At 63.7% G+C, this 20,481-nt stretch carries 19 protein-coding genes and 1 tRNA gene; 10 read left to right on the forward strand and 10 right to left on the reverse strand.

All coding sequences use genetic code 11. The annotated features are described in order from the left end of the window. Positions 1-396 precede the first annotated feature (396 nt). From NKH50_RS07685 to NKH50_RS07700, 4 genes are all read left to right on the forward strand, one after another. Complete coding sequence (locus tag NKH50_RS07685) at positions 397-1,596, forward strand: amidase (protein WP_352506313.1); 1,200 nt, start codon at positions 397-399, stop codon at positions 1,594-1,596. Position 1,597: 1 nt separating this feature from the next. Continuing rightward, entirely contained in the window at positions 1,598-2,497 is a 900-nt protein-coding gene (locus tag NKH50_RS07690; RefSeq protein WP_352688077.1) for a LysR family transcriptional regulator, read from the forward strand. Between the two features lie 86 nt (positions 2,498-2,583). Then, positions 2,584-3,252: a DUF1007 family protein gene (locus NKH50_RS07695; protein ID WP_254816980.1), complete on the forward strand. Its 669-nt coding sequence runs from the start codon at positions 2,584-2,586 to the stop codon at positions 3,250-3,252. Further along, complete coding sequence (locus tag NKH50_RS07700; protein ID WP_352506400.1) at positions 3,249-4,403, forward strand: nickel/cobalt transporter; 1,155 nt, start codon at positions 3,249-3,251, stop codon at positions 4,401-4,403. The genes NKH50_RS07695 and NKH50_RS07700 overlap by 4 nt, the downstream gene beginning before the upstream one ends. Before the next feature lie 25 nt (positions 4,404-4,428). On the opposite strand, the gene denD is transcribed toward NKH50_RS07700, so the two are convergent. From denD to NKH50_RS07720, 4 genes are all read right to left on the reverse strand, one after another. Beyond that, positions 4,429-5,406, reverse strand: a complete 978-nt coding sequence (gene denD, locus NKH50_RS07705; RefSeq protein ID WP_352702815.1) for a D-erythronate dehydrogenase — start codon at positions 5,404-5,406, stop codon at positions 4,429-4,431. 1 nt (position 5,407) lies between these two features. Next, positions 5,408-5,614: a hypothetical protein gene (locus NKH50_RS07710; RefSeq protein ID WP_254816978.1), complete on the reverse strand. Its 207-nt coding sequence runs from the start codon at positions 5,612-5,614 to the stop codon at positions 5,408-5,410. A 62-nt stretch (positions 5,615-5,676) separates the two neighbouring features. Then, the gene (locus NKH50_RS07715; RefSeq protein ID WP_352702813.1) at positions 5,677-6,660 is read right to left on the reverse strand and encodes a cation diffusion facilitator family transporter; all 984 of its coding nucleotides are present in this window, start codon (positions 6,658-6,660) and stop codon (positions 5,677-5,679) included. A 111-nt stretch (positions 6,661-6,771) separates the two neighbouring features. After that, on the reverse strand, positions 6,772-7,458 hold the full coding sequence (locus NKH50_RS07720) for a GNAT family N-acetyltransferase (RefSeq protein ID WP_352702812.1): 687 nt from the start codon (positions 7,456-7,458) through the stop codon (positions 6,772-6,774). A gap of 82 nt (positions 7,459-7,540) precedes the next feature. Here NKH50_RS07720 and NKH50_RS07725 point away from each other — a divergent pair, with 82 nt between their 5' ends. Both NKH50_RS07725 and NKH50_RS07730 read left to right on the forward strand, forming a co-directional pair. After that, complete coding sequence (locus NKH50_RS07725; protein WP_352702810.1) at positions 7,541-8,725, forward strand: pyridoxal phosphate-dependent aminotransferase; 1,185 nt, start codon at positions 7,541-7,543, stop codon at positions 8,723-8,725. A gap of 22 nt (positions 8,726-8,747) precedes the next feature. Next, a complete protein-coding gene (locus NKH50_RS07730) occupies positions 8,748-9,128 on the forward strand; it encodes a YciI family protein (protein ID WP_352702808.1) in 381 nt (126 codons plus the stop codon). Between the two features lie 22 nt (positions 9,129-9,150). Here NKH50_RS07730 and NKH50_RS07735 read toward each other — a convergent pair whose 3' ends face one another. Both NKH50_RS07735 and NKH50_RS07740 read right to left on the reverse strand, forming a co-directional pair. Further along, on the reverse strand, positions 9,151-9,906 hold the full coding sequence (locus tag NKH50_RS07735; protein WP_352688061.1) for an SDR family oxidoreductase: 756 nt from the start codon (positions 9,904-9,906) through the stop codon (positions 9,151-9,153). Positions 9,907-10,127: 221 nt separating this feature from the next. Next, complete coding sequence (locus NKH50_RS07740; RefSeq protein WP_352469546.1) at positions 10,128-10,874, reverse strand: tellurite resistance TerB family protein; 747 nt, start codon at positions 10,872-10,874, stop codon at positions 10,128-10,130. Between the two features lie 277 nt (positions 10,875-11,151). Here NKH50_RS07740 and NKH50_RS07745 point away from each other — a divergent pair, with 277 nt between their 5' ends. Further along, positions 11,152-11,511: a YybH family protein gene (locus tag NKH50_RS07745; RefSeq protein ID WP_352506320.1), complete on the forward strand. Its 360-nt coding sequence runs from the start codon at positions 11,152-11,154 to the stop codon at positions 11,509-11,511. 21 nt (positions 11,512-11,532) lie between these two features. On the opposite strand, the gene trhO is transcribed toward NKH50_RS07745, so the two are convergent. Next, positions 11,533-12,459 (reverse strand): oxygen-dependent tRNA uridine(34) hydroxylase TrhO, encoded by a 927-nt coding sequence (gene trhO, locus NKH50_RS07750; protein ID WP_352647580.1) that lies wholly within the window; start codon positions 12,457-12,459, stop codon positions 11,533-11,535. 163 nt (positions 12,460-12,622) lie between these two features. Between trhO and NKH50_RS07755 the strand changes: the two genes are divergently transcribed. After that, positions 12,623-13,261 (forward strand): 2-dehydro-3-deoxy-phosphogluconate aldolase, encoded by a 639-nt coding sequence (locus NKH50_RS07755; RefSeq protein ID WP_352799984.1) that lies wholly within the window; start codon positions 12,623-12,625, stop codon positions 13,259-13,261. 41 nt (positions 13,262-13,302) lie between these two features. On the opposite strand, the gene NKH50_RS07760 is transcribed toward NKH50_RS07755, so the two are convergent. From NKH50_RS07760 to NKH50_RS07770, 3 genes are all read right to left on the reverse strand, one after another. Continuing rightward, positions 13,303-13,376, reverse strand: a tRNA-Gln gene (locus tag NKH50_RS07760). A gap of 83 nt (positions 13,377-13,459) precedes the next feature. Further along, positions 13,460-15,304 (reverse strand): peptidoglycan L,D-endopeptidase MepK, encoded by a 1,845-nt coding sequence (mepK, locus tag NKH50_RS07765; RefSeq protein ID WP_352877731.1) that lies wholly within the window; start codon positions 15,302-15,304, stop codon positions 13,460-13,462. Between the two features lie 359 nt (positions 15,305-15,663). Beyond that, positions 15,664-17,226, reverse strand: a complete 1,563-nt coding sequence (locus tag NKH50_RS07770; RefSeq protein WP_352736986.1) for a sigma-54-dependent transcriptional regulator — start codon at positions 17,224-17,226, stop codon at positions 15,664-15,666. A gap of 152 nt (positions 17,227-17,378) precedes the next feature. Here NKH50_RS07770 and NKH50_RS07775 point away from each other — a divergent pair, with 152 nt between their 5' ends. Continuing rightward, complete coding sequence (locus NKH50_RS07775; protein ID WP_352877734.1) at positions 17,379-19,214, forward strand: M3 family oligoendopeptidase; 1,836 nt, start codon at positions 17,379-17,381, stop codon at positions 19,212-19,214. Between the two features lie 391 nt (positions 19,215-19,605). Then, positions 19,606-20,382, forward strand: a complete 777-nt coding sequence (locus tag NKH50_RS07780) for a helix-hairpin-helix domain-containing protein (RefSeq protein ID WP_352877736.1) — start codon at positions 19,606-19,608, stop codon at positions 20,380-20,382. Positions 20,383-20,481: the final 99 nt, after the last annotated feature.

The raw sequence follows: 20,481 nt of genomic DNA on the forward strand, positions 1-20,481 counted from the left end.
CCGGCCTCGGTTCGCTTTGTCTGCCTTGGCTTGGATGGGAGACCCGTCCGCACTGCCGGCAATGAAGGTGTGCCTCTTCAGTAACCCCGGTCTTTGGACGACCGGCAGAACACCAGAAAGGCCCGCACCGTCGTTGCTTCAAGGTGTCCTCGGTTGGCGGTTGGCCGCTAAACCGACTGGAGGGGTTGGCTCCAGTTACCTTACCGATTGCCCTCACCATTCGAGGATCGGCGGACACCCACAGGCACGTGCGACTTTGGGCAAGCGCGATATAAGATCGAAAGATTTCACAATCAATAAAAATCGTATGGCAGGTTGTAAAATTTGTGGCATCGAACAATGCTGCGGCAACCAGAAGAAAAATGCTGCGGCAAGCACATTCCGGATATCGAACGCATGACAGGCACTCGCGGCCCGCTGAACGCTTTTCTCGACCTTGATCCAATCCCTGTAGCCAATGCGCAATCCGGCCCGCTTGCCGGCTTGCGGCTGGCCGTCAAGGACATCTTCGACGTCGCCGGCTACCGCACCGGCTGCGGCAACCCGCAGAAGTACCGGGACGCTTCACCGGCCATGGCGACCGCGCCGGCCGTCCAGGCGCTGCTTGATTCGGGCGCGCGCTTCGTCGGCAAGACGCAGACCGACGAACTCGCATTTTCCCTGCTTGGGCTGAACGCGCATTTCCCGTCGCCGGTCAACCCGGCAGCACCCGACCGCGTCACCGGCGGCTCGTCCTCCGGTTCTGCCGCGGCAGTTGCCGGCAGGCTTGCCGACATTGCAACCGGATCGGACACCGGCGGCTCGATCCGTGCGCCGGCAAGCTTCTGCGGCCTGATCGGCCTCAGGACGACGCATGGCCGCATCTCGCTCGACGGCGCCATGCCGCTGGCGCCTTCGCTGGACACGTTCGGCTGGTTCGCAAGCGACATCGTCATCTACGAAAAAGTCGGCACGCTGCTGCTCGGCGACGATCCGCATCGCCACGAACTGAGGCGCCCCATCGCTCTCGATGCACTAGACGGCCTCGTGCTCGGCACGCTGGAGGCCGCGGAATATCGCTCGATGATCCGCAGTGTCGCGTCCGTACTGGGCGCACCGCGCACCGTCGGCCCGCTGTCGCATTCCACCGACGATCTCTATTGGTGCTTCCGCAAGCTGCAAGGCTATGAAGCCTGGCAAAGTCACGGCGCCTGGATCGCCGGCGGCGACCGCATGCTGGGACCCGGTGTCAAGGAGCGTTTCGAGCACGGCGCGACCATCGACGCGGCAACCGCACAACGTGAAACGGAACGTCGCGTTTCGTTTCGCCTCGCGCTTGCCGGCCTGCTTGGCGATGACGGCGTTCTTGTGCTGCCGACCGCGCCGGGTGCCGCGCCGCTCAAGGCCGCGTCATTCGACGATTTGCAGGCCTATCGCGAGCGCGCGCTGAGATTGCTGTGTCTTTCCGGCCTGTCCGGCTTTCCGCAGATCACGCTGCCGCTCGGCAAGGTCGGCGGGGCGCCGTTCGGGCTTTCGCTGCTCGGTCCGAAGAACAGCGACCGGCAGTTGATTGCGCTGGCCGCCCGCATCCTTTCAGCCCACCAAGGAGGCGCATGACATGGATACGCTGACCCGCATGCGCGCCTTCATCGACGTGGTCGAGGCCGAAGGCTTTTCGGCGGCGGCGCGCAAGATCGGCCGCTCGAAGGCGCTGCTGTCGAAATATGTGCGCGAACTGGAGGACGAACTCGGCGCGCTGCTGCTCAACCGGACCACCAGGCAGTTCTCCCTGACCGAGGCGGGCCACACCTATTACCGGCGCGCCTCGGAGATCGTGCGCGAGGTCGACAGCCTTGCCGATGCGGTGCGCGAATCCTCCGGCGACGTGCGCGGCAGGATCAAGCTATCGGCGCCGCGCACTTTCGCCGACGCGCCGATCGGCCAGTCGCTGATCGACTTCGCCAAGCAGCATCCCGATATCGTACTCGACGTTCAACTCGACGACCGTTTCGTCGATCTGGTCGAGGAGGGCTTCGATCTGGCGGTGCGCATTTCGCGGCTGGAAAATTCCTCGTTGATCGCCAGGCGCCTGGCGCCGTTTTCGGTGCGGCTTTGCGCGTCTCCCGAGCTGATCGCCAAGCACGGCATGCCGGTCAGGCCGCAGGATCTTGCGCGTGTGCCTTGCATTATCGACACCAATGGCCGCTGGCTGACCAACTGGCCTTTCAAGGGCGACAGTGGCGATACGGTGAGCGTTTCGGTCTCCGGCCCGATGGAGGTCAACAGCCCGATGACGGCAAGGGCGGCGGCCGTGGCGGGCTTGGGGTTTTCCATCCTGCCGGATTTCATCGCCGCGCCCGACATCGAAAGCGGCAAGCTGGTGACTGCGCTGGATGACCGCATCCTGCCTGGTGGCGGCATTTTCGCCGTCTATCCGCACCGGCGCTATCTGCCTGCGAAAGTTCGCGTTTTCGTCGACTTCCTGGTGCAGTGGTTCAAGGCGCTGGACAACGCATGAGCTTTCAGCCGCCTTGCGGTCCCATTTTCGCCCCCTTTCTGGTAACTGTCGGCAATTCACCGAAGCCGATTGAATCGCGACCGAGAATGCACCTGAAACAGCAAGCCATCATGCTGGCTTCGGCCTTGACCGCGACGTTTGCCGCCGTCGGACCGGCTGAGGTGCATCCCCACGTCTTCGCCGAAGCCCGCCTCGAAGTGGTCCTGGGCCCGGATCACCAAACTGTGAAGGCATTGCGCCATGTCTGGCGGTTCGACGATTTGTTTTCGAGCACGGTGATGATGGAGTTCGACAAGAATTCCGACCTGAAGCTCGACGACAAGGAGCTGAAGGATGTTGCCGACACCGTCCATGCCTCGCTTGCCGAATTCAACTACTTCCAGCTCGTCACCGTCGACGGCAAGGACGTGGCAATGACCCCGCCGCCGCATCTGATGGCCAATTTCGATAATGACCAGCTGATCATCCTGTTTGAATCCGAACCGAAGGTGCCGATCAAACTTAGCGGCAAGATCGATATCGGCGTCTACGATCCGACCTTCTACACCGCGATCGATTTCACCGAGGATGCCAATCTGCAGGTCGATGGCTTGCCGCCGGCCTGCACCAGCAAGGTTGTCCGCCCCAACCCGGACGAGGCGATCGCCGAAAACCAGAAGACCCTGACCGAGGCCTTCTTCAACGATCCGACAGGTACCGACATGAGCAAGATCTTTGCCACCAAGCTCGAACTGACCTGTCAGCCGGAAGGATAGATCCAGTGGCGAAACCGTCCCTGCGTTTGGCATTCGGTCTTCTGGCCGCCGCCTTTGTGATGACGCACTTTCTCGGCTCCGCCCACGCCCAGAGTTCGCTGGGCATCGGCACCAATGACGGCATGGCTCCAACCGCCACCGGCCCGTTCGCCCACATCCTGATGTGGATCAATCTGCGCCAGCAGGAATTCTATCATGCGCTTGCCGGCGCGATGAAGGCGATGCGCCAGGATGGCAGCAGGCTGTGGCTGCTCATCGGCCTGTCCTTTGCCTATGGCATTTTCCACGCCGCCGGCCCCGGTCACGGCAAGGCGGTGATCTCGTCCTACATGGTGGCCAATGAGGTGGCGCTCAAGCGCGGCATCATGCTGTCCTTCGTCTCGGCCCTGCTGCAGGCGCTGACCGCGATCGTGGTGATGCTGCTCGCCTATTTCGTGTTGCGCGGCACCGCGATATCGATGACCGACGCCGCATGGTTCCTCGAAATCATGAGCTATGTCTTCGTCACCCTGTTCGGCGCCTGGCTGCTTTGGCGCAAGGCCGGCCCGGCCATCCTTCGCCTGTTCGGCGCAAGCCCCGGCTACAGCCTCTCGGCTGCCCATGCCGGCCATTCACATGCCGGCCATTCACATTCCGCGCATGCCCATGCGGCACATTCCCACGCGCTTCATGCGCATGACGATCACGACCATGCGCACGACCATCATGACCACGGCGCACACGACCACGCCCATGCTGCGCACGATCACCACAGCCATGCGGCGGGCGAGGTCTGCGAGACCTGCGGCCACTCGCATGCGCCCGACCCGGCGCTGCTTTCCGGCGATCGCTTCGATTGGCGCACGGCCTGGTCGGCTGTCGCTGCCGTCGGCATCCGCCCCTGCTCCGGCGCGCTGATCGTGCTGAGCTTCGCCTTGCTGAACGGGCTATGGTTCGGCGGCATCCTGTCGGTGCTGGCCATGGCCCTCGGCACCGCAATCACCGTCTCGGCCCTGGCAACGCTTGCGGTGACCGCCAAGAACTGGGCGGTGTATTTCGCCGGCGACGGCCGCATGGGCAACCGCATCCATTCCTTCGTCGAGATCGGCGGCGCCGCCTTCGTCTTCCTGTTCGGCCTGCTGCTGCTCTCGGCCAGCCTGACCGGCGCCTGACCTCGTTGCGTCCGATCGGAGCGCTTTAACTAGGGATATTGCCGCCCAACTCGTCCTCGATATGGACGCGTATGATCTCGTCGAAGCTCGTCTCGGCGGCAAAGCCAAGGTCCCTCGAGCGCTGCGCCTCGAAGCGTGTCGGCCAGCCCTTGACGATAGCCCAGATCGTCTCGTCGGGCTCCTCGCGGATCAGTTTCACCGCCTTGGCGCCGGCGACACGCTCCAGCGCTTCGATCTGCTCGCCGACGCTGACGGCGACGCCCGGCATCGTCAGGTTGCGGCGCGGTCCGACGGCGGCACCGTCGATCTGAGCCGCATGGATCAGGAAATTCACCGCCGAACGCGGGCTGGCGTGTGTATGGATGACCGAGCGCGGCACCGGCAGGATCGCTTCATGGCCGCTCAGCGGCTCGCGGATGATGCCGGAGAAGAAGCCCGAGGCCGCCTTGTTCGGCTTTCCCGGCCTGACGCAGATGGTCGGCAGCCTGATGCCGATGCCGTCGAAGAAACCGCGGCGCGTATAGTCGGCAAGCAGCGCCTCGCCGATCAGCTTCTGCGTGCCGTAGGAGGTCAGCGGCGTCGGGTGGAACTCGTCCGGAATGACGTCGGGAAACGGTGCGCCGAACACGGCGATCGACGAGGTGAAGACGACGCGCGGCGCAAACCCCGCCAGCCTTATGGCATCGAACAGCGCCCTTGTGCCGTCGAGATTGACGCGGTAGCCGAGATCGAAATTGGCCTCCGCCTCGCCCGACACCACGCCGGCGAGATGAAAGATCACGTCGGGGCGCAGCGCGACCAGATTTGTCGTCGCGCCCGGCGCGGCAAGGTCGCCGGTGTGGGGGGTAATGCTGACACCTTCGAGCACCGGTGCTTGCGGCGGCACGATATCGTGAAGATCGAGCGCGGCGATCTTGCGGCCGCCGAGCGCCCCGTCCTTGGCCAACCTGGCGATGAGTTTGCGGCCGACCATGCCTGCCGCGCCGGTAATCAGAATGCGCATGTCACTTTCCCTTTTTGCGCTGGCTGCGGCTACGCAGCCAGAACACGACGAAGATTGCCACCATGAAGATCGCCGCGACGACGCCGGCAAGAACCGTCGAGATCTTGCCGACCGCCAGCATCACTGTTGGAAGATTATAGGCTGCGATGCCGAACAGCAGCAAAACCCAGGCGGCGCCGATCGCCGCATTGCGAGTGTCGCGGTCCATCACGCGGCACCAGGGCGGCGAGAGTTCATGTCGATCGTTGCCAATGCCCAGAACTCCCGAAGTCAGTGATAATGGCCGCGGTGCGCTGCCGTGTCATGCGCATGCTCGTGCTCGTCATCATACTCATGTCTGTCTGCACATTGACCGAATTCCGGTTCGACCGTGGCATGGGCTATGCCATGTTCCGCCGCAAGCCGCTTCTTGATCGCGCTTACCGCCATATGCGCGTCGACGCCGTCATTGAGGCAGGCATGCAACGTCGCCATGTTGCTGGAGCCGTCGAGCGACCAGACATGCATGTGATGTACCTCGCGCACGCCCTTGATCGAACCTTCGATGTCCCTCGCGATCAGGTCGCGGTCGAGGCTTGCAGGCACGCCTTCGAGCAGGACGTGGGCAGCCTCGCGCATCAGCGACCAGGCCGTGGACAGGATCAGCAGCGAGACCAGGACCGACAGGATCGGATCGATAGGTGTCCAGCCCGTCGCCAGGATCACCAGCGCCGCGACGATCGCCGCCGCCGAGCCGAGCAGATCGCCCAGCACATGCAAAATGGCGCCGCGCATATTCAGGCTGCCGCGGTCGCCGCCGTGCAGCACGTAGAACGAGCCGAGATTGACCAGCAGGCCGGCGATCGCGACGACCAGCATCGGCCCGCCGAGCACCGGAGCCGGCGCTAGCAAGCGGCCCCAAGCCTCGTAGACGATCCACAGCGCAATGGCGAAGATGGCGATGCCGTTGGTGTAGGCGACCAGCGTCTTGACCCGGCCGAAACCGTAGGTGAGGCGCACGGTCGCCGGCCGGCTCGCAAGATGAAAGGCATACCAGGCAAGGCCGAGCGCGACGCAATCGGCAAGCATATGGCCGGCATCCGCCAGCAGCGCCAATGAGCCGGTGAAGATGGCGCCCAGCGTCTCCGCAACCATGAAGCCGGCGGTCAAGCAAGCAGCGATCAGCACGCGCTTCTTGTCGGTCGAGCCGTGCACATGACCTGCGCCATGGCTGTGGTCGTGGCCCTGCGCAGCATGGTCGTGGGTATGGGCCATCTTTGATCTCCCGCTAGAGCCTGATCCATCCCGGCAGACTCGGGAAGGCTCTGTCTTCATGTTTGACCATGATCTTATCCGAAAACCGGCGTCCACTTTTCGGGGTCATGGTCAGGCGCCGAACTCAGCGCGAAAATCCTCGAGCCGCCGCTTCTGCTGGCCGTCGCCCTCGAAATTGGCCGGATCGAGCCATGCCTCATAGGCTCTGCGCAATGCCGGCCACTCCTTGTCGATGATCGAGTACCACGCGGTATCGCGGTTTTCGCCCTTGACCACAAGATGCTGACGGAAAATGCCCTCGAACTTGAAGCCGAAACGTTCCGCCGCGCGCTTCGACGGCTCGTTGCGATTGTTGCATTTCCATTCGTAGCGGCGATAGCCAAGCTCGTCGAAGACATACTTCATGAACAGGAACTGCGCTTCCGTCGCCGCCGGCTTTCGCGAGATCAACGGGCCCCAATAGATGTTGCCGATCTCGATGACGCCGTAGGCGGCGTCGATGCGCATCAGCGTCTGGCGCCCGGCAACCTTGCCGCTGGCCTTGTCGATGACTGTGAAGAACAGCGGGTCCTCGCTGGCTTCGGCTTTGTCCAGCCAGGGCTGGAAGGCGGCACGGGTCTGCGGCGGGTAGTCGGGCAGCCAGGCGAAGCGGCCATCTATGTCGGGCACCGAAGATGCTTCAAACAAGCCGTCGCCGTGCTTTTCAGCGTTAAGCGGCTCAAGCCTGACAGTTCGTCCCTCCAGCACCTTGCGTTCCGGCCGCGGGCGCGGTTGCCAATTCTTGAGATTTTCCGACACGCGAAGCTCCGATCCGTTGACTTTTTCGGGCGGACGCTCACAAAAACGCACGCTCGCTGAAAGAACCACACGGACGGGAAAAATGCTCCACACGATTTCGGCCTTCGACCGCCTCGGCGAGGAAAATGCGTTCGCGGTGCTCGCGCGGGCGACATTATTGGCCCATCAAGGCCGCGACATCGTCAATCTCGGCATCGGCCAGCCCGACTTCAAGACGCCGCAGCATATCGTCGAGGCGGCGATCAAGGCGCTGCGCGACGGCCATCACGGCTATACGCCGGCCAACGGCCTGCTGGCGACGCGCGAAGCGGTGGTACGCCGCACACTGGCCACCACCGGCGTCGAAGTCTCGCCGGAAGCGGTGATGATCCTGCCCGGCGGCAAGCCGACCATGTTCGCGGCGATCCTGATGTTCGGCGAGCCGGGCGCCGAAATTCTCTATCCCGATCCCGGCTTTCCGATCTACCGCTCGATGATCGAGTTCACTGGCGCTGCCCCCATCCCGGTGCCGATGCGCGAGGAGAACGGCTTTGCCTTTTCGGCTGCGGAGACACTGGCGCTGATCACCCCGAAGACCAGGCTGCTGATCCTCAACTCGCCCGCCAACCCGACCGGCGGCGTCACCCCCCGAGCCGAGATCGAGAAGCTGGTCAGGGGCCTGGAAGCACACCCGGACGTCGCCATCCTCTCCGACGAGATCTACGACGTGATGACCTATGACCGCGAGACGCACTGTTCGCTGCTCACCTTCCCCGAAATCCGTAATCGGCTGATCGTCCTCAACGGCTGGTCGAAGACCTGGGCGATGACCGGCTGGCGCATGGGCTGGTCGATCTGGCCGAACGGCGACAAGGGCGCGCATCTCTATGACAAGGTGCGCAAGTTGGCGGTCAATTGCTGGTCCTGCGTCAACGCGCCGAGCCAGTATGCCGGCATAGCCGCCATCGACGGCCCGCAGGACGACGTCGACAAGATGATGCGCGCCTTCGACCGCCGCAGGAAGGTCGTGGTTGAGGGGTTGAATGCCTTGCCGGGCGTTTCATGCATCACGCCGAAAGGCGCCTTCTATGCCTTCCCCAATGTTTCCAAGACCGGCTGGAAGGCCAAGAAGCTCGCCTCGGCGCTGCTCGATGATGCCGGCGTGGCGCTGATCGGCGGCCCCGACTTCGGCATTCTCGGCGAAGGCTATGTCAGGCTGTCCTACGCGAATTCCGAAGAGAACATCCTGCGCGCGCTGGAGCGGATCGAGGCGTTCCTGGCGAAGTGAGGACGACGAAAGGAGACGCCAGATGTTCTATGCCATTCTTGCCTATCACGAGGAAGAAGCGATCACGGCGCTGACGGCTGAGCAGGATGCGGCGCTGATGACCGATCTTCTCCAGATCAACGATCGGCTCTACCGTCAAGGCACCCTTGGGCCTGCGGCCCGGCTCGGCGCGACACAAGACGCCTGCACCTTGCGCGGGCCAGGCCCCGGAATGGTTATCGACGGCCCCTTCGCCGAGACCAAGGAACAATTGCTGGGACTCTATGTTGTCGACTGTGCCAACCGTGACGCCGCTATCGACATTGCGCGCGACCTTCGCCGCGTCAATCCGACCGCCGTCTACGAAATCCGCCCGATTTCGCTATATTTACCCGGCGTGCCGCTTCCGGTCACCCGGCCCTGATTTAGGACCGGTTGAGACTAACTTAGCCTCGCCCGACAAATGGCATCTTCGTCGCCATCACGGTCATGAACAGCACGTTGGCGTCGAGCGGCAGGCTGGCCATATGGAGGACCGCATCGGCGACGCGCTCGACATCCATCACCGCTTCGGCGGCAATGGTGCCGTTGGCTTGCGGCACGCCGACCGTCATCGCTTGCGCCATGTCGGTCAGCGCGTTGCCGATGTCGATCTGACCGCAAGCAATGTCGAAGGGCCTGCCGTCCAGCGCCAGCGTCTTGGTCAGCCCGGTGATGGCGTGCTTGGTCGCCGTATAGGGCACCGAGCCCGGCCGTGGCGCATAGGCCGATACCGAGCCGTTGTTGATGATGCGGCCGCCCATCGGCTGCTGCCTGCGCATGGCGCCGAACGCGGCGCGAGCACACAGGAACGAGCCGGTGAGATTGACCCCGACGATGTCGTTCCACACTTCGACCGGGATGTCGTCGATCAATGTCGATTTGTAGCTCGTGCCGGCATTGTTGAAGAGCAGGTCGACGCGCCCGAAAGCCGCTGCCACCGTCTCGAACAGATCGTCGACCTGATCGGCCTTGCTGATGTCGCAGGCGAAGGCCAATGCCTTGGCCCGCGTCGGCCCGGCCGCGGCGATCGCATCCTCCAGCACCGGCTTGCGGCGACCGCAGAAGACCGTATTCCAGCCGGCCTTGAGCAGCGCTGTGGCGACGCTCTTGCCGATGCCCGTGCCGGCGCCGGTGACGATGGCGGTTTTATAGTCGGTCATGGCTGTACTCCCTGAAAGGGATGAGGCATCGCAAATGACGGGAACCATGGCAAGCCGGCCCAAAGCCTGTGCTCACAAAAAGGGCGGCCGTTGGCGACCGCCCCTGATCCGAACCGGGCCTGGGAGGAGGAAAGCCGATCCGACTGCCTGAAATCATGCGCTTCCTCGGTTAACGAGAAGCTAACGCCAACGGCGCCGAGTTCCAAGGCTTCCTCTTCGAGCTACCAGCGCGAGCCTGCGACCGGCTTGGCTGTGCTGCCCGCTGCCGGCACCTTCGCCGCCGTCACCGTCGCCTCGACATGGTCGACCAGCGCATCCGGCAGGCCGAGACGGCCGGCAAGCAGGTCGAGATAACCGCGTTCGGCCCGCGTGTCCGGATCGATGGCAAGACGCGAGGCGGTGTAGAGTTCCAGCTTTTGCGCATCGGTCTTGGCCCCTGCGATCAGCACATCCAGATCGAGCGGCGCCTCCAGTTCCGACATCAGGAATTTCTCCGCTTCGGCGCCGACGCCGGCGAGGCTGAGCTTGCCGGCGATCTTCTGCCGCTCTTCGTCATCGACGTGGCCGTCGGCCTTCGCCGCCGAGATCATCGCCCTGACCAGGGTCAGCGTGAATTCGTCTTCGCCCTGCGGCGCTTGCGACGGATGGAAGGCGGTATCGGCCGGCGGCGGCAGCAATTCCGGTTCGCCTGCAGCTTGCGTCTCGGCCGGCGCGTTGCCGTTCTTGTAGTTCTGGTAGGCCTTGTAGGCGAGGCCGCCGATCGCAGCCAACCCACCAAGCTTCACCGCCGCACCGGTGACCTGACGGCCTGGGCCGGTTCCGAGCAGCACCGCGGCCAGCGCACCGGCTGCAAGCGGATTGTCCTTGGCCATCTGCACCGCCTGCCCGGCCTTGTCGCGGACGGTCGATCCGGTGCCAGGAATTTGCGAGCCGAGCAGATCGTCGAGGAGCTTCTTGGGATCGAACATCTATGCCTCCAGAATTGGCCCGGCCGAAGGTGCGCGGGCAGGTTTGGACGTCGAAGACCTAGGTCCCGCAGTTTGACATTACAATGACGGGTGCATCCTTTTACCCGCTGCCACGCATGACCCCGCACCGACATCTGCTGGGATTTCACGCGGAACTCAAAGTGCTGCAGCCTCCTGCCGCGCCCAAAAAAACACGCGGCGCTGGGGACATGGGATGTGTCGAAACCGCCCTCGACTTCGGGTAGTGTCGCGGCATGTCGCTTGGAAGGAGCCTGGCATGACCGATGAGACAGACCGCCAGCCGGCACGCGACCCCCAGGAACTGGAGCGCCTGCTGATTTCACGGCAATGGATCGGAGACATTGACGGCATGGCCGCGCTTTTCGAGCCGCATGCAGTCATCGACAGCGGTGGCGGACAGCTGACGTTCGGCCGCGAAGCCATCCGGGCGCTGTTCGCGGAGATCACCGCAACCGGCCGAAAATTTCAATCCGGAGATCAGCGTCCGGCTGTCGTCAATGGCGACCTGGCGCTCACCTCGACCCGGCTTCCCGACGGCACGATCACCACCGAGGTCGCGCGCCAGCAGAACGACGGGACATGGCTGTGGGTCATCGATCGCTTCTCTGTTGCTTGACGTGAAGTTGCTTCACGTGAGCTAACTTCCGATGTGGCGGGCGCCGCGTGCTTGCGCCAACTCGACCTGGCGCTGGCGCTCGGCGTAACGGGCGCGATCTTCGTCCGAGCGGGCATCGAAGCAATGCGGGCATGAAACGCCGGTAGCATATCTCGGCGACAGCCGGTCTTCCGCGGCTAGCGGATGCCGACAGGCGCGGCAGAGTTCGGCCTCGCCTTCGACCAGCCCGTGCGATACCGAAACGCGCTCGTCGAAGACGAAGCATTCGCCTTGCCAGAGGCTCTGTTCTGCGGGCACATCCTCGAGATATTTCAGAATGCCGCCCTTGAGGTGGAACACATGCTCCAAACCGAGCGACTTCACATAGGCCGTCGCCTTCTCGCAGCGTATGCCGCCGGTGCAGAACATGGCGACCTTGCGCCCGTCGAGTTCATGCCGATGCTGCTCGACCCAGGTCGGGAATTCGCGGAAGCTGGTGGTGGCGGGATCGACAGCGCCCTTGAAGGTGCCGAGCGACACCTCGTAAGCGTTACGCGTGTCAATGACGATGGTGTCCGTATCCGAGATCAGTGCGTTCCAGTCGGCCGGCGCGACATAGGTGCCTGCACCTGCCGCCGGATCGATATTGTCCACGCCCATGGTGACGATCTCGCGCTTCAACCGCACCTTCATGCGGTGGAACGGCATCGTTGCGGCGCTGCTGAATTTGATCTCGAGGCCGGCGAGACCGTCGATGGATTCGAGATGATCGATGAGCGCGGCGATTGCCGTTTCACTGCCGGCGACCGTGCCGTTGATGCCCTCACGCGCCAACAGCAGCGTGCCTTTGATGCCCCGCGCGCAGCAGAAGGCAGCAAGCGGCGCGCGCAGCACCTCGAACGTGTCGAGCCGGGCGAAGCGGTAAAGCGCGGCAACCCGGAAGGCTTGGCTGGGCAGTGTCATCACCATGCCACTAAACGCTCACGACAGCCGGATCAAGGCGGAGCCGGGAGTGGTCTGACCGCGGAGGTTTCGAACACCACGCGTGACATCGCGACACGCCGCGTTTCGTGGACAGAAAAATCGCCTTCTGCTAACCGGTCGACTTGATTAACAGAGGAGATGAAGACGAATGCCCAGCACGACCGAAAAGCTCCTGTCGCTCCTCAACGGCCAGCCGGTCATACCGGTGCTGAAGATCGCCAATCCCGCCGACGCGGTGCCGCTGGCCCGGGCGCTGGCCCGCGGCGGCCTGGCGGCGATCGAGATCACGCTGCGCACCGCCGACGCGCTGGAGGCGATCCGCCGGGTGGCGGGTGAGGTTGAAAACGCCGTCGTCGGCGCGGGCACCATCCTGGACGCCCGCCAGTTCGGCGAGGCGGCGGCCGCCGGTTCGAAATTCATCGTCAGCCCCGGCATCACCCGCGAGCTTCTCGCGGCAGCCAAGGACAGCGACGTGCCGTTGCTGCCCGGCGCCATCACGCCGGGAGAGGTCATGGCCGCGCGCGAAGCCGGCCTGCGCTTTCTGAAATTCTTCCCGGCCGAACAGTCGGGCGGCATTGCCTCGCTCAAGGCTTTTGCCTCGCCGCTTGCCGACGTGAAATTCTGCCCGACCGGCGGTATCACCGGCAAGAACGCCGCCGACTATCTCAGCCTGCCCAACGTCATCTGCGTCGGCGGTTCCTGGGTGGCGCCGGACGATCTGGTCAAGGCCGGCAAATGGGACGAGATCGAAGCCTTGGCACGCGCGGCAAGCAAGCTCGGGCGCTAGCATCATCTGCATCAAAGTCGCCGCCGATCTGGTTCGCCGGCTGGTTCCCGCTCATGGGCTCGAACCACGATTCACGCCTTCAAAGGGCGCTGTCCTACCATTAGACGAAGCGGGAGAATGCTGACCGCTGGTTAGCATCCCGGGATGAAGGAATCCAGTGCCGGTGTGGAGGCAGCCGCGCGAGGTGCCCAGTGCGGCCTACTCGGTCTTGAAGCGTGCCACCGACATGAACTTGACGGCCTTGCCGGTGAACCGGTTGGCGTCGGCCATCTCGTTGCCCGGCCGGAAGCCTACCGTATAGACCTCGCTCGGCGCCGTACGGACGAAGTCGTAGGCGTAGCGCGGCGCCGTTGTCGCATCTGAAACGGTTGCTACATACTCACCGCTGTGCAGCGCCCATCGGGCGGCCTGCGGCGCGGCGGCGACCACCACCGGCTTGGGGCCGGGTTTCAGGTCGCGGGCGGTTGCCCTGGGTTCCTTGCGTGTGGTCTTCACGCCTGCACCGATGACGGCAGCCGGATCGGAGCCGGCCGGGCGGGCAACGATGGCCTCGCGCGGCGATGCCCCGTCGTTCGATTCCCGGTCGTCGCTAGCCGGTTCCTCGAACACCGATGCTTGCTCGGAAAGCGACGCGACCTTGTATTCGTCGGTCGCGCTGACCCTTTCCAGAACGGCCTTGACCTCGTCGGGCTGGGAAGTGTCGGGCCGCGCCGACGGCAATACCGAGAATGCGTCGGTGGCGGTGTTGCTCCGCTCTGTCGCACTCGCCAGCGCCAGCAACACTTGCTTGTCCTGCGGCGCAAGACCCGCCGGCGACAGGTCGGCCGGCAGCGAATGATCGGGCCGCCAGCTCGGCACGGGAATGTTGTTTGCCGCGACCTGCACCGGGCCGGCCGCAGCAGACGCGTCTGCCATGCCGAACGGAACATTTGCCGGCGCCACGCTTGCCGGCGTTTGCGCGGTCGCCACCGCCTGTTCAGTCGATCCAGCCGCATCCGCCACGCCGAACGGAACGTTTTCAGGCGGCTGAGCGCCGACGTCGGTCTTCGGACGCGGAGCAAAATCCGGCAGCGGAATGCTGCGCGCCGGCAATGCCGCGATGATCGTCTCCGGCGTGTCGTTCTCCGGTTCAGGCGCCGGAGCATCGGCGACTTCCGGAATCTCGGCGCGCTTGGCATCCTGAGGCGCCACGATGGCAATACCAGGCAGGTTGCTGCTCTTGGCGGACGGCGCCGGCTTCACGTTACGGGGCTTTGGCGCCGGCTCGGCCATCGCCACATCGGCGCTGTCGTCCGCCTCGTCCTCGCCACCGCCGAACAAGGCTGCCAGGAACCCGTGGGATTTTTTGCCGCCGCTTGCGCTGGCCAGTTCAATGGCCGGCGCGCCGGCGCCCTTGCGGGCTTTGTAGGAGGCGAGCGCCTGTTGATAACCAGGCAGCGGCTTGCCGTCGCTCGGCACATGCAGCGTCTTGCCGTTGGGGAACACGCGCGCCAGTTCCTGGCGGCTGATGCCCGGCCAGTGGCGCACATTGCCGACATCCATATGCACGAAGGGCGAGCCGGAGCTGGGATAGTAGCCGACGCCGCCGCCCTGCATCCTGAGGCCGATATCACGCAGCTTCTTCAATGGGACGCCGGGAATGTAGAAATCCATCGCCCTGCCGAGCATGTGCTGGCTCTTCTCGGCGACGCCCCTGCTGCGGCTGCGCAGCATCGAATTCGTGGCCGGCGAACGATAGCCGCAGACGACCTGGATGTAATCGGTGGCGCCGCTCTCCCGGTACGCTTCCCAGACCAGGTCCAGCAGACGCGGATCCATCTTGGTCGGCTCGTTGCGACGCCAGTCGCGCAGGATGATGTTGATCTTTCGCAAGCCCGCCTGGTCGTAGCGGCCGTTGCGCTTGTAGACGATCTCCGCCTTTTCATGCGTGTGGAGATGATAGAGCTTCAGCGAACGTGTCTCGGCGCTGGCGCCGGTTGCCGCCGCTGCAAGGAACCCGACGGCAACAATCACCGCTGCCAGCCATCTCGGCCAGACGCTCATGTGATAATGCCGCCCGTTTTCGTGTCGTTCGATTCTGTTCAAATCAAAAGGCCTTGCAGGCTGCCGTTTTGTCCCCGGATTTGACCAAACGGATGCGTGGTGTGTGCATCCGAATATCGATCCTAATGGTTAATCATCGCTTATTGAAGCCGAAATGCGGTAACACGGTGGCGATATCCCGCCAAAAATATTGCGCCGGATATCTTGGTAAACCGCTGGTTTAGATCATGTTTTGGCGCCAGCTCGAAACACGATCTGTTACCGTCCGCCTTAATACGTGAACACTGTGGCGAACACATCATTTCGAGGCGCAGTTGCGTGGAATGATGTCCGGATGCGAACCGGCTTGGCCCTGTAACTCACGAAGCGAGCCGTTCGACGCGGCCGGTTTCCGGGTCGATGCCGTATTCCTTGAGCTTGCGGTAGAGCGTCGACCGACCGATGCCGAGGCGGCGGGCGACTTCGCTCATCTGGCCGTTGTAGTGATCGATGGCGAGCTTGATCATTTCGAGTTCGACGTCGGCCAGCGCACGCACATTGCCGCGCTCGTCGAGCGCCCGCAGCGTGCCGAAACGAGGCTTGGCCGGTGCATCGGCGTCGGCGGCTGCGATGCCGCCAGCGGCCGATATGTTATCACGCGGCAGGCTTCCCGAAGCCAACCCGGAAACTGGCCACCCTGAAGCTGGCCCCACTGAATTGGGCAAGGCGATACCCGAATCGAGATTGACCGTGCCCTCGACCTGCGCCCGGATCTGCGGGAATTCCTCTTCGGTCAGCATGTCGCCGTCGGCGAGCACCGAGGCCCGGAAGACGGCGTTTTCGAGCTGCCTTATGTTGCCCGGCCAGTCATAGGCCTGCAGCATGGCAAGCGCCGCAGCCGAGATGCCTCGCAGACGGTGGCGCGGATTGGCGGGCGCCACCTTCTCCATGAAGTGCTCCACCAGATAGGGGATGTCGTCGCGACGGTCGCGCAATGGCGGCACGAAGATCGGATAGACGTTCAGCCGATAGAACAGGTCCTCGCGGAACTTGCCGTCCTTGACCTGCTGCAGCAGGTTGCGATGGGTTGCCGAGATCAGCCTGATGTCGACCCTGACGGTCGAGCGCCCGCCAACCGGATCGACCTCGCCGTCTTGTACCGCGCGCAACAGCTTGACCTGCACGTCGAGCGGCAGGTCGCCGATTTCGTCAAGGAACAGCGTGCCGGTGTGCGCTTCGACGAACTTGCCGGTATGTTTTTCGGTGGCGCCGGTGAACGAGCCCCTCTCGTGCCCGAACAGAATCGATTCGACCAGATTGTCGGGGATGGCGCCGCAATTGACGGTGACGAAGGGTTTCGAGCGGCGGTCGCCGCTGCCCTGGATGGCGCGCGCCACCAGTTCCTTGCCGACGCCGGATTCACCTTCGATCAGGATCGGAATGTTGGACGCCGCCGCCTTGCGGCCGAGCCGAATCACCCGATCCATCGCCGGACTGTGGGTGATCATGTCCTTGAACGTCAGATGGCCGCCGCGCTGTCGGGACGAGCGCTTCACTTCGCCTTCGAGCGCTTCGACCTTGAGGGCGTTGCCGATCGACGCCTGCAGCCTGTCGGGGGAGGCCGGCTTGACGACGAAGTCGAAGGCGCCGTGACGCATTGCCGAAACGACGGTTTCGATGCCGCCCTGCGCGGTCTGCACGATGACGGGGATGTGGATGCCGCGCTCGCGCATCGCCTTCAGCACGCCGATGCCGTCGAGCCCAGGCATCATAAGGTCGAGGATGACCACCGACACGTCGCGCGCATTGGGTCCGTCGACAAACTCGAGACCCGCCTCGCCGCCATCGGCGACGATCGCGGTGTGGCCGAATTTCGTCACCGCCGCCTCGAGCAGCCGGCGCTGCACGGGATCGTCATCGACTATGAGTATGGAAGCTGCCATGACTGATCCGACCGTGCCCGCCCGAGAATGCGCCCTATGGATCATCTTGGCACAGGGTTCTAAATAAGCTTTCAAAAAACCCGGTGAACGAATTCCTTAGGATTTGACCGGCTTCTCGTTTCCTCGAATTTTTGTGTCTGGAAGGATCGGCAATGCGCATGGTTTTTGCTCGAAAGCTGGCGGCGGCGCCCGGTCAGGGCGTGGCGGAGCTTGGCGATCTGCCGGAATGGAATCTGGCCGATCTCTATTCGGGCATGGAAGCGCCCGAGTTGAAGCGCGACATCGCCAAGGCCGCCGCCGATGCCATCGCCTTCGAGAGTCGTTGGAAAGGCACGCTCGCCGCCGAGGCCGGGCGTGGCAGCGCCGGCAGGCTTGGCGAGGCGCTTCAGGCCTATGAAGCGCTGGAGGAGCTGATCGGCCGCATCGTCTCCTATGCCGGGCTTGTCTATGCCGGCAACACGTCGGATCCGCAGCGCGCCAAGCTCTATGGCGACATCCAGGAAAAGATGACCGATGCCAGCGCCCACCTGCTGTTTTTCGCGCTCGAGCTGAACCTCATCGACGATGGCGCGATCGAAAACGCACTCGCCGCCGATCCGGCCTTCGCCCACTACCGGCCCTGGGTGCTCGATCTGCGCAAGGACAAGCCCTATCAGCTCGAAGACCGCATCGAGCAGCTCTTCCATGAAAAATCGATCACCGGGCGCGGCGCCTGGAACCGCCTGTTCGACGAGACGATGACCGATTTGCGCTTCGACGTCGACGGCGAGGAGCTGACGCTGGAGCCGGCGCTCAATCGCCTGCAGGACGCAGACAGCGAGGTGCGCCGCCGGGCGTCCGAGGCGCTGGCCACGACCTTCCGCAAGAATTTGCGCGTCTTTACGCTGGTCACCAACACGCTGGCCAAGGACAAGGAGATTTCTGACCGCTGGCGCGGCTTCGAGGATATTGCCGATTCCCGCCATCTCGCCAACCGCGTCGAACGCAGCGTGGTGGATGCACTCGCCGCCGCGGTTCGCGACGCCTATCCGCGCCTGTCGCATCGCTATTATGCGATGAAGGCGCGCTGGCTCGGCATGGAGGTGATGAACCACTGGGACCGCAATGCGCCCCTGCCGGAGACCCCGCAGGCGGTCATCGGCTGGGACGAGGCCAAGAACACCGTGCTTTCCGCCTACCAGCGCTTTTCGCCCGACATGGCGGAGATCGCCAGAACTTTCTTCGACCGCAACTGGATCGATGCACCGGTGAGACCCGGCAAGTCGCCTGGCGCCTTCGCGCATCCGACCGTGCCTTCGGCGCATCCCTATGTGCTGCTCAACTACATGGGCAAGCCGCGCGACGTGATGACGCTGGCGCACGAGCTCGGCCACGGCGTGCACCAGGTGCTGGCCGGCGGCCAGGGCGCCTTGATGGCGTCGACGCCGCTGACGCTGGCCGAAACGGCATCGGTGTTCGGCGAGATGCTGACCTTCCGCTCGCTGCTCGAGCAGACCACCGACAAGCGCGAACGCAAGGCCATGCTCGCGCAGAAGGTCGAGGACATGATCAACACCGTCGTGCGCCAGATCGCCTTCTACGAGTTCGAGCGCAAGGTGCATGCCGAGCGCAAGAGCGGCGAATTGACCTCCGACAAGCTCGGCCAGTTCTGGCTGGAAGTGCAGGCGGAAAGCCTCGGGCCGGCGATCAAGCTGCGCGACGGGTACGAGGTTTTCTGGACCTATATTCCGCATTTCATCCACTCGCCTTTCTACGTCTATGCCTATGCATTCGGCGATTGCCTGGTGAACTCGCTCTACGCGGTCTACCAGAACGCCGAGCGCGGCTTTCAGGAGAAATATTTTGCCATGCTGCGCGCCGGCGGCACCAAGCATCATTCCGAGCTTCTGGCGCCGTTCGGCCTCGACGCGGCCGACCCTGCCTTCTGGCAAATCGGGCTTGGCGTGATCAGCGGACTGATCGACGAGCTGGAAGCACTGGACAATTGATGCGCAACACTGGGTGATGCGCAACACCGGATGACCGGGTTTCCAGAACAGTTTAGCTGCAATGCATATTGGCGGTGGTTCTATTCTTGTCTTGGTTATTTGTTCTTAAATAACTTTCCATGGAAGTTTTCCGTTAGATTCCCGTAAGCTGTATGATAGCGTCCGCCCTCAAGCTCAGCCGGGCACAAATGGGTCTGGTCGGAAAGCCCCGACCTAGTCATGGCGTGTCGGCGGATGCGACAATGGCTGTTGGCCAGGGGCAAACCGGTCGCCGACAGCTCGATCGAAGCCGGCTGTTCTGCAAATTGCGGAACCACCATCGAATGGTCCTTCGCCGAGGTCATGGCTCTACAGGCCAGGGCGGACAGATCGGACTGGAGAGAGAAAGACAATGGGCACTTTTTTCTACATGCTCCTGGCGTTCCTGGTAGGTGTGTTGGTTGGCTGGTTCATTTGGGGACGCCTGCGTGGCGAGCTCGACAGTTTGCGCGGCGATCTAGACCGCACGCGCAGCGAACGTGACAGATTGCGGGCCGATAGCGACCGTCTGACCGGCGAGTTGGATGCATGCGGCCGCGCCCGCGCCGATCTCGAACGCCGGCTGGGCGAGCAGGCGCCAACCGCGAAGGCGGCAACAGCCAAGGCGCCAGCCGCCAAGACCGGCGCGACCAAGGCGGCGATGCAGGCGCCGTCAACGCTGATGTCGACATCCGCACCAGCCAAACCGGCGCCGAAGAAATCTGCAACGGCCAAGGCCGCCACCGCGCCACGCGCAAGTGCCGCGAAAACGGCAACGCAGAAACCGCCTGTATCGAAGGCGAGCGCCGCGCCCAGGACCGCGCCGGCGGCAAGCAAGGCTGCGCCAATTGCAAAGAAAGCCGCGACCGGCAAGGCAACAGCCACCGCGGCAGGCAAAGCCAACGATCTGCGTCGCCTGATCGGCATCGGCCCCACCAACGAGCGGCTGCTCAAAGGGCTTGGCGTCACGACCTATGCCCAGATCGCCGCCTGGACGCCCGACGATGTCAAGCGGATCGAGGCGACGTTGAATTTCGACGGCCGCATCGAACGTGAACGCTGGATCGAGCAGGCGAAACTGCTTGCCGCCGGTGACGAGAAGGAATTTGCGCGCCGCTTCCCGACCGCGGGGGAAGCCAGCAACACCTGACCCATCGCGAGGTGGCATTTTGGAACAAGGCGGCGCCCACTGGCGCCGCATTTGTTTTTGCCCCGCGCCTTTGCGTCTTGAGACGCCGCTCCCTCGATT

Origin of the sequence: Mesorhizobium sp. M1027 (assembly GCF_040318745.1) — a bacterium.
GTDB lineage: Bacteria > Pseudomonadota > Alphaproteobacteria > Rhizobiales > Rhizobiaceae > Mesorhizobium.

Bases quoted from the DNA above. Each gene is read 5' to 3' on its own strand.
- NKH50_RS07755 (WP_352799984.1), top strand. From the start codon at position 12,623: ATGCCCAGCACGACCGAAAAGCTCCTGTCGCTCCTCAACGGCCAGCCG.
- mepK (WP_352877731.1), bottom strand. From the start codon at position 15,304: ATGAGCGTCTGGCCGAGATGGCTGGCAGCGGTGATTGTTGCCGTCGGG.
- NKH50_RS07775 (WP_352877734.1), top strand. From the start codon at position 17,379: ATGCGCATGGTTTTTGCTCGAAAGCTGGCGGCGGCGCCCGGTCAGGGC.
- NKH50_RS07735 (WP_352688061.1), bottom strand. From the start codon at position 9,906: ATGACCGACTATAAAACCGCCATCGTCACCGGCGCCGGCACGGGCATC.
- NKH50_RS07690 (WP_352688077.1), top strand. From the start codon at position 1,598: ATGGATACGCTGACCCGCATGCGCGCCTTCATCGACGTGGTCGAGGCC.
- NKH50_RS07710 (WP_254816978.1), bottom strand. From the start codon at position 5,614: ATGGACCGCGACACTCGCAATGCGGCGATCGGCGCCGCCTGGGTTTTG.
- NKH50_RS07745 (WP_352506320.1), top strand. From the start codon at position 11,152: ATGACCGATGAGACAGACCGCCAGCCGGCACGCGACCCCCAGGAACTG.
- NKH50_RS07725 (WP_352702810.1), top strand. From the start codon at position 7,541: ATGCTCCACACGATTTCGGCCTTCGACCGCCTCGGCGAGGAAAATGCG.
- trhO (WP_352647580.1), bottom strand. From the start codon at position 12,459: ATGGTGATGACACTGCCCAGCCAAGCCTTCCGGGTTGCCGCGCTTTAC.
- NKH50_RS07695 (WP_254816980.1), top strand. From the start codon at position 2,584: ATGCACCTGAAACAGCAAGCCATCATGCTGGCTTCGGCCTTGACCGCG.
- NKH50_RS07740 (WP_352469546.1), bottom strand. From the start codon at position 10,874: ATGTTCGATCCCAAGAAGCTCCTCGACGATCTGCTCGGCTCGCAAATT.
- denD (WP_352702815.1), bottom strand. From the start codon at position 5,406: ATGCGCATTCTGATTACCGGCGCGGCAGGCATGGTCGGCCGCAAACTC.
- NKH50_RS07685 (WP_352506313.1), top strand. From the start codon at position 397: ATGACAGGCACTCGCGGCCCGCTGAACGCTTTTCTCGACCTTGATCCA.
- NKH50_RS07770 (WP_352736986.1), bottom strand. From the start codon at position 17,226: ATGGCAGCTTCCATACTCATAGTCGATGACGATCCCGTGCAGCGCCGG.
- NKH50_RS07730 (WP_352702808.1), top strand. From the start codon at position 8,748: ATGTTCTATGCCATTCTTGCCTATCACGAGGAAGAAGCGATCACGGCG.
- NKH50_RS07780 (WP_352877736.1), top strand. From the start codon at position 19,606: ATGGGCACTTTTTTCTACATGCTCCTGGCGTTCCTGGTAGGTGTGTTG.
- NKH50_RS07715 (WP_352702813.1), bottom strand. From the start codon at position 6,660: ATGGCCCATACCCACGACCATGCTGCGCAGGGCCACGACCACAGCCAT.